The 7,478-nt window shown below is 36.8% G+C and carries 6 protein-coding genes; all 6 read right to left on the reverse strand.

What is annotated here, in order from left to right:
* Window positions 1-319: 319 nt before the first annotated feature.
* Complete coding sequence (locus JOD28_RS09605; protein ID WP_204770551.1) at window positions 320-841, reverse strand: 2'-5' RNA ligase family protein; 522 nt, start codon at window positions 839-841, stop codon at window positions 320-322.
* Between the two features lie 128 nt (window positions 842-969).
* Window positions 970-1,800 carry a peptide-methionine (S)-S-oxide reductase MsrA gene (msrA, locus tag JOD28_RS09610; protein ID WP_204770552.1) on the reverse strand — a complete coding sequence of 277 codons (831 nt, stop codon included), beginning with the start codon at window positions 1,798-1,800 and terminating at the stop codon, window positions 970-972.
* Window positions 1,801-2,057: 257 nt separating this feature from the next.
* Window positions 2,058-4,697, reverse strand: coding sequence for a cation-translocating P-type ATPase (locus tag JOD28_RS09615; RefSeq protein WP_204770553.1), 2,640 nt, complete (start codon window positions 4,695-4,697; stop codon window positions 2,058-2,060).
* Between the two features lie 173 nt (window positions 4,698-4,870).
* Complete coding sequence (gene tnpA / locus JOD28_RS09620) at window positions 4,871-5,272, reverse strand: IS200/IS605 family transposase (protein WP_204770554.1); 402 nt, start codon at window positions 5,270-5,272, stop codon at window positions 4,871-4,873.
* A gap of 194 nt (window positions 5,273-5,466) precedes the next feature.
* On the reverse strand, window positions 5,467-6,795 hold the full coding sequence (locus tag JOD28_RS09625; protein ID WP_204770555.1) for an ABC transporter substrate-binding protein: 1,329 nt from the start codon (window positions 6,793-6,795) through the stop codon (window positions 5,467-5,469).
* Window positions 6,796-6,856: 61 nt separating this feature from the next.
* The coding region (locus tag JOD28_RS09630) for a carbohydrate ABC transporter permease (RefSeq protein WP_204770556.1) at window positions 6,857-7,478 on the reverse strand (622 nt) is incomplete at its 5' end.

Raw genomic sequence — 7,478 nt, forward strand, 5'->3', positions numbered from 1 at the left:
GTACTGAAAAATCAAATGTAACGTTGCTGGCTTCAGCAGGGCACAATATTATGATAGATCAACCCAAATATGTATATAGTTTATTTGATAACTTTTTACACGCTCTATAATAATCACAAGTTGAGGCAAAGCAAAGTGTGAATTTAACTTTACAGTTTAAGGTTGACATTCTAAATTTTCTTTTTTTGTTATTTAGTTTACATAATATATATTATCAAAAGTAACATCTGTGGAAATTAAAAGCAATTTTGTACTGTACTTCCTACTTCCAGATTAAACTATTTTAGATACATCATCTAAAACAGTCCTTTGTTAACAATTATAATTTAAAATTAGCTATCAACTCAGAATCATCGTTTGGTAAAATCGTTTCAATGGCTATATGATCAATGTGAGCAATATCAATACACATTTGCTCGATTTGTAGCTTATTTCGGAGCTGGCGTGCTTTATTTGGAGGCATTGCTTGACCAATAGTAATATGTGGTTGATAAGGTATATCACGCCGATAAAAGGGTTTAAAACGAGCGTTGGCGTACAGCTTGTCATGAATTGCTGCTACTATCTCTTGACCTTCCGTAACATTGAGCCAAACATAACCGTTAGTTAAATCGCCTCCCACTGTGCTTAAAGTTATAGAAAAAGGTTGCGTATGCTTAATAATTGTTTCAACGGCATTTTTGATATCTTCGTCAGTTTCTTGACTCAGAAAAGGAAATACTAATGAAATATGTGGTCTGATGTGCTTGTATAAAGTGTCATATTGTCGTCGAATAGTAGCTATCTTTTGGCTGTCTACTGCCGTGAATTCTGGAAAAATAAGTACAGAGCGTAATTGCATAGAAATTTTAACCTCCACTAAATCATCGTAATTTGTTTAGCGACATTTTTAATTATCAACCACACTTACACTTTATCGTAAGCCCAAAAAGCTATACTCTAAAAAGCGGCAGGCATTATCCGTAAAAATCACGCCTTTGACTTTGTAAATAGTTGATGCATAGCATTTTTTGAATGTTGTAAAAATAAATACAAGTGCCTTGTACGTTCTATTTTGCGATAACGACTCGGATTTTTCTTATAAAAATCTTGATGGAAATTTTCTGCAGGCCAAAATCGTGTCGCATCAGAAATTTCAACAACAATCGGCTTTGAATAAACCTCAGAATCAATGACTGCCTGTCTTGAATGTTCTGCTATCTGCCGCTGCTCATCGCTATTGACAAAGATAACAGGGCGATAACTTTCGCCCCTATCATCAATTTGCCCCATGTTATCTGTTGGATCAATCAGCTGCCAGTAAATATCGACGAGTTCTTGATAAGTCATCAAGCGATTATCAAACAATATTTCAACTGCCTCTACGTGTCCAGTATATTGTCCAACAACCTGATCATAATTTGGGTTATCAAATTCGCCACCAGTATAACCAGAAATAACTGCTATGATACCTGGCCTTTTATCAAACGGTGATACCATACACCAGAAGCAGCCGCCTGCAAAAATAGCGCGCTCTTGGTGAGGTGGATCTACTTTATCATGCAATAGTACCTTGCTAGAAGAATCTGGTTGCGGTTCCCCACTAACCTTCAAATAAAAGTCCATGACATCTGGCGTCAAACTATGTCGAAGTGCTAAAGGTCGTAAATCGGATTTGAATGCATCAAGTTGCGTACTAAAACTAACTTCTTTACGCCGATCTTTTACTTTTAACAAGGCCTGTCTTTCCCATTCTCTGGTATTAGGGTTCAGGATTAAGTTATAAATATCTTTTTGGATTTCACTGTCATTTAATCGCATGTTGAACCTCCTAACATATTGCGAGAACACTGTGAAATAAACCTACTATTTATTAAATTATACCACCACGATTGAACAACACCTATAATTTAGATTATACAAAAGACTCATGTTTCTCACTTAAAAACCTTTGTTAACACTTTAGAATAGTTAGTGATATCTCGTTGCTACCGGTCGAAAAAATTGAAAATGCTTCGTTTAATGGGAAAATCACATCATAAAAACGCCTTGTCGTAATGACAAGGCGTTTCGTTTACTTATACTTTAAATAAATTTGGTCGTATTACTTTCAAAAGCTCAATGACAATTGTTGGTACAAGAGATAACCCAATAATAATTACCCAATGTCCGAGTGAAATAAATGTTAATCCAAATAGTGATTGTGTCAATGGTATCAAAGCGACAGCCAAAGTAATCAGTGTTGCTAAGAAAGCCATGTTAACCAATGACGGATTAGCACTGTATTTGATCGTAAATAATGATTTTTCTGAACGTATATTAAAGACGTGAAAAATAGATGTGAGTGATAATACAATGAAAGCCATTGTTTGGCTAATGTCCGCATTAGCAGTCAAACCACCTAGCACAACATTTTGACCAATCCAAATAGCAGCTAATGTTACAAGACCAAACAAACTGGCGTTTATCGCAATTTGACGTGCAAGACCGTGTGCAAATAAACTCGTATTTTTTGCCATTGGCGGTTCATTCATAACGTTAGTTAATAACGGTTCACGACTCAAAGCAAATCCTGGCAAGCCATCAGAAACTAAGTTAATAAACAATAGATGTACTGGCAATAATGGCGAACCCCATCCCAAAATCATTGCAATTAAGATAACCAAAATTTCTGATATGTTGGCACTCAATAAAAAGTTAATGGTTTTACGGACTTTAATATAGACGCCACGTCCTTCAGATATTGCATCAACAATTGTCGCAAAGTTGTCATCTGTTAAAATAATATCCGAAGCATCACGGGCAACATCGGTTCCAGTCTCTCCCATTGAAATACCAACGTCAGCAGCCTTAAGTGCTGGTGCATCATTAACACCGTCACCAGTCATAGCGATAGTCGCGTCTTGTCGTTGCCATGATTTGATAATTCTAATTTTGTCTGTGGGTGTGACACGTGCATAAACTGAATAGTTTTGAATATTCTGATCAAGCGCTTCATCAGATAATTTGGCTAATTCTGAACCAGTAATAGTCTGATCGCCGTCTTGTAAAATATTAATTTCACGTGCTATGGCGCTGGCGGTTTCTACATGATCACCTGTGATCATGATTGTCTTAACACCTGCCAGTCGTGCTTTTTCAACAGCTGGTGCAGACTCAACACGTGGTGGATCAATAATACCGACTAATCCCACCAAGGTCATATCTTGCTCATAAAAGGCTTGAGTTGGATTTTCCGGCATATCAGTAAATGTTCGCTGAGCAATAGTCAACACACGTAATGCCTCACGACCAAAGGTTGTGTTAATAGCTGTCGCTTTATCCTTATTGCCATGTTGAATCATGGGCAATAAGACATCAAACGCCCCTTTTGTAATCGCAATATAGCCACCATTAGGGTTTTTATGAACAGTTGTCATTCGCTTTTTAGTTGAATTAAAAGGAATTTGATCAATTAATGGATACATGCTTAGTAAGTCATCACGTGACTTTTTAGCTGCCATCGCACGAACCAACGCTACTTCAGTTGGCAAACCATCATATACTGTTTCACCATCAACTGTTTTGACAGATACATTAGTTGAAATTGTAGCTAAAGACAAGACGTCTTGAGACAGATCATCTAATCCATCAGCAATCAAGCTAAGATGATCTTTATCATTATGCCAAACCTTACGGACTGTCATACGATTCTGTGTCAAAGTACCTGTTTTATCTGAAGCAATAACGTTCGTTGTTCCCAATGTTTCCACAGCAGGTAATCGGCGTACAATAGCGTGTTTACGCGCCATTTTTTGTACACCCAGAGCAAGTGTCATAGTTACAATAACAGGTAATGTTTCAGGCACCACAGCCACAGCTAAGGAAACAGCCGTTAAGAAAATATGCTTCAAATCCATTCCCTGTGAGAGACCAAGACCCATCACAACAATTGCTGCGGCAATGGCAATCCATGAAATATTTTTTCCTAGTTGTACTAATCGTCGTTGCAATGGCGTCAAAGCTGTTTTAGATTCTTTGCTCAATAACCCAGCAATCGTTCCCATTTCGGTTTCCATACCAACAGCAGTAACAATTGCTTTACCATGACCATTAACAATCGTTGTCCCACGATAAACCATGGTGATACGTTCACCCAAATTAACTTGTGCGTCAGGGTCAAATGTTGCATGCGCATCTTTTTCAACTGGCAAACTTTCGCCAGTTAATGCTGATTCTTCAGCCTGTAATTCAATTGCTTCAATTAACCGTGCGTCTGCTGCTATCGCACTACCGTTCTCAATAATGAGTAAATCGCCTAATACAACGTCATCCGCATCAATTAGTGCTGTTTCACCATCACGCATCACTTTAACTTGTGTTCGATTCAAATTTTGTAAAGCCGCTAACGAGTTTTCTGCTTTACCTTCCTGAACAATGGCTAAAATGGAATTAATAATAACAATCCCAACAATTAGCAAACTTTCAAAATAGTGTCCAGTGCCTTCTATGTAAGTTGAGACAATAGAGATGACTGCCGCAATTAACAATATAATTGTTGCAACGTCATTTAAACTGATTAATATTTTGCGCCAAATCGGTTCTTTTTTCTTTGTTTCAAAACTATTACTACCAAATTTTTCTCTGTTATGAGCTACTTGCTTTGCGTCTAGCCCTTTTTGACTATCCACCGCGTGTGCTGCAATCGTTTCTTCAATACCCTTGCGGTATGCCTTCATTTAAAATCCTCCTTGAATTTTGCTTTTACGGGAAGCTTATCAACCAAACGTATCGTTTGGACATTATACGTTTTCCCCAGCGTATAATTATTTTAATGTCGCTAACGAGCTCTTCTAATACAGCTATGACATAGAAATTTTATATGACGCCCTAAACAAGTCGTACTTTTAACCTAGTGTCTCTGCGTAGCAATATAGTTTTTGATAATTTCATCAGATAATGTGCCAGAAGACATGAGCGCATATGAATGTGACCAAAATGTTTCTTCAAAAAGAGTTTCTTTCATATGTATAAATTCTTTTTTTATTAACCGCGAACTTGCTGATTTGTAGGCATTAATAAATTTACTCAATTCTGTTTTAGGTTCAGCTTTGAAATGCACATGAACGTAATCAGTGTCACTACACCAATTTTGCAATGAGATGGCATAATTGGGGCTAATATGTTCAAAAATCTCTTGTAGTCGGGCTGAAACCGTATGATCAATTACCTCACGACGTTGTCTAACAACCATCACAAGATGGTAATGAAGTGAAAAAACTGAATGCTGATTTCTATCTATTTCGTATGTCATATATACATTATACCATAATCGACTGAATGATATATAAAGTATTTTCGAACGTCAATATCAGATTCGTTAGTCCCATGATATATAGTATTTGAGGATTTATCTGATAAAATTAGCGTGTCGAATAAAATCAAAAAGCCAATGATCGCGGTATAAAGCGGTCACTGGTTTTTTGGTTTAGCACTATTTTTCAACTGTTACTCGCCAGATTGTTCATTAGCTGCTTTAATATCTGCAGTGGTTTGCTTTTCAGCTTTGGCCAATTCTGAATCAACGTCTTTACCATTAATAACGTTTTCCATGGCATTTTGCGTGTTAATACGTTCTTTTGGCATTGCAGTTATTAAAGCCCCTGCACTCGCTTTATTGATTGTCGTTGCTTTTAACTGTGACACAGGCGCTGCCAAGATAGGTGTTTCTTTAAAGGCATCAGTTAATGTCTTTGTATCATAAGATTTATTATTTACAGCAAAGTATCCTGTATCAATTGACCATTGCGCTTGCTCTTTGACAGATGTCGCGAATTTCAAAAATTCAAAGGATCCTTTCTGTGCTTTGGTTGACTTACCTTTTGACAGCCAAATGCTTGCACCACCAATAACAACACCATTTGACTTCACACCTTTAGGATTTGGCAAGTAAGTTACGCCAACGTTAAACTTTGCGTCTTTTTTAATATTACCCAGTGATGCAGAGGAATTAATAAACATGTCAATTTGATTTGATGTAAAGGCTGATAATTCAGTGTCCCCGGCGTTAGCGCCAGTACCATAATCAACAAGTGTCCCTGCATCAGCATTTGTTTTGATCCAGTTCAGTATGTTCTTACCAGCTTTATTGTTAAACGTTGCCTTTGTAGCAGTTTTCGTACGACCATTACCATGATTCACTAATGTTTGTTTTTGATTGGCCAATAACTCTTCAAAAGTCCAACCATAAGGTAAAATTGATAATCTGGCCTTGCCTGCTTTTTCCTTTAGCTTCTTGGCCGCCTCAGTTACTTGATCATATGTTGGCCTTTGTGGTAGATTATCGATTCCAGCATTTTTGAAAGCATCCTTATTATAATACAGCACTGGCGCACTTGAATTAAAAGGCATTGAGTAAAGCTTGCCATCAATTGTGTAGTAATTCAAAATGTTTTTGCGTAAATCTTTGGTATTGTAGTCATACTTTTTAATGAGCGTCTGCATCGGCTCAATCATGCCTGATGTTGATAATTGTTTAGTTGATATTTCGTTAGATTGAAATAAATCAGGTGCTTTCTTGGTGCCACCAACGGAAAGAAATTTGGGTAATGCTTCGACATACTGCCCTTGAAATTCAGGAATGACTTTATATTTAGTCTGAGAGGCATTAAAGTCATCGACAACACGGTTGATAGCCGTTGCATTTTGTCCAGTCATAGAGTGCCAAAAAACAATATCTTGACGACTGGTCGTGTCTGCATTAACCTGCGTCAATGGTATAATGGCAGATAATCCAATTGTTGTCAAGGCGGTATACTTTGCTATTTTTTGTAACATGATTAGATTTTTCCTTTTTCATTTGATTTATTTTCTAAACTACGAGATAACCTATCAAAATTTATTTAATCACACCATTAGTCAGACCTTTTTTAAAATATTTTTGACCTAATAATATAATTAACAATGTTGGAATAACTGAAACAATTGTTGCTGCCATAATTAATCCCCAATTGCTCGCTGTGTCTTGTGATCGAAGCTGTCGCAAACCAATTTGTACCGTACGTACTTTGTCATTTGTCGTTGCAATCAACGGCCATAGATACATATTCCAAGTCGTTAAAAAACTGTACAAGGCAAAAGTGACAATGTTGACTTTCGTATAAGGGATAACGACACGTGTCGCGAATTGAAACTGAGTTAATCCTTCAATGTCACTTAACTCCCTTAATTCAAGTGGTACTTGTTCAAAACTAGTTTTGATCATGAAGGTCCCAAATGCTGATGCTAGAAACGGTAACCCAATTGAAGCATACGTATTGAGTAAGTTTAAATCACGCATGGTTACAAAATTCGGAATAATTTGTGCTTCGAAAGGCAACATCATAGTACTGAGAAACAGCACAAAAATCATTTTTTTAAACCGAAAATTTAAAAATACAAAAGCAAATGCAGCCATAATTGATAATACGATTTGACCAATCATGACCAAACTTGAAACAACAAGGCTATGCAACAAATAT

Origin of the sequence: Leuconostoc rapi, assembly GCF_016908715.1 — a bacterium.
Classification (GTDB): Bacteria; Bacillota; Bacilli; order Lactobacillales; family Lactobacillaceae; genus Leuconostoc; species Leuconostoc rapi.